The sequence below is a fragment of the Bartonella queenslandensis AUST/NH15 genome (assembly GCF_000312585.1).
Classification (GTDB): Bacteria; Pseudomonadota; Alphaproteobacteria; order Rhizobiales; family Rhizobiaceae; genus Bartonella; species Bartonella queenslandensis_A.
The window spans coordinates 1-511 of sequence record NZ_HE998394.1 but is presented as its reverse complement, the minus strand read 5'-3'; the positions used below and the strand labels follow the sequence as shown (position 1 = coordinate 511).

1 protein-coding gene is annotated in these 511 nt (G+C 40.3%); it reads right to left on the bottom strand.

All coding sequences use genetic code 11. From position 1 onward, the window contains the following. The coding region (locus tag BN338_RS10475; RefSeq protein ID WP_039762443.1) for a phage integrase central domain-containing protein at positions 1-511 on the bottom strand (511 nt) is incomplete at both ends.

Here is a 511-nt window from a genome sequence, read left to right as displayed (position 1 = left end):
AAATGTTTTATAGTTGTTGTTTTGCAGAGAAATTGGTAAAAATCTGGCACCTTTCTCCAATCCATAGCTGGTAAGCTTTGTTTTTTATGGCGTTGTTTGCCTAAAAGAGCACGTGCTTTTTCTACTGCTTGTAAGTCAACATCCAAACCTAATGCAGCCGCATGTTTGAGACAAAGATTAAGGCGCATCAATGCTGTTCGAGCAGTTCCAGCTTTTGAATGCCAAATGGGAGCAAGGGTATCGCGTATCTCTGTTTGCGTAATTTCTGAAACGGGCAGACAGCCTAATTTGGGGAGAATATGAAGGCGTAAATGTAAAAACCAATCTCCATTTTTACCATCTCCTTTTAGTTCAGCTTTACGACTTTCAAAAGCATCTAAAGCAATGTCTTTTAAATAATGGAGATTGCGCATTGCTTCACGCTTTTGTTTATTGCGTTCTTTAATGGGATCACGCCCTTCGCGTAAAACAGAACGCCATCCAGTTGCCAATTCACGGGCTTGTTTTAAAG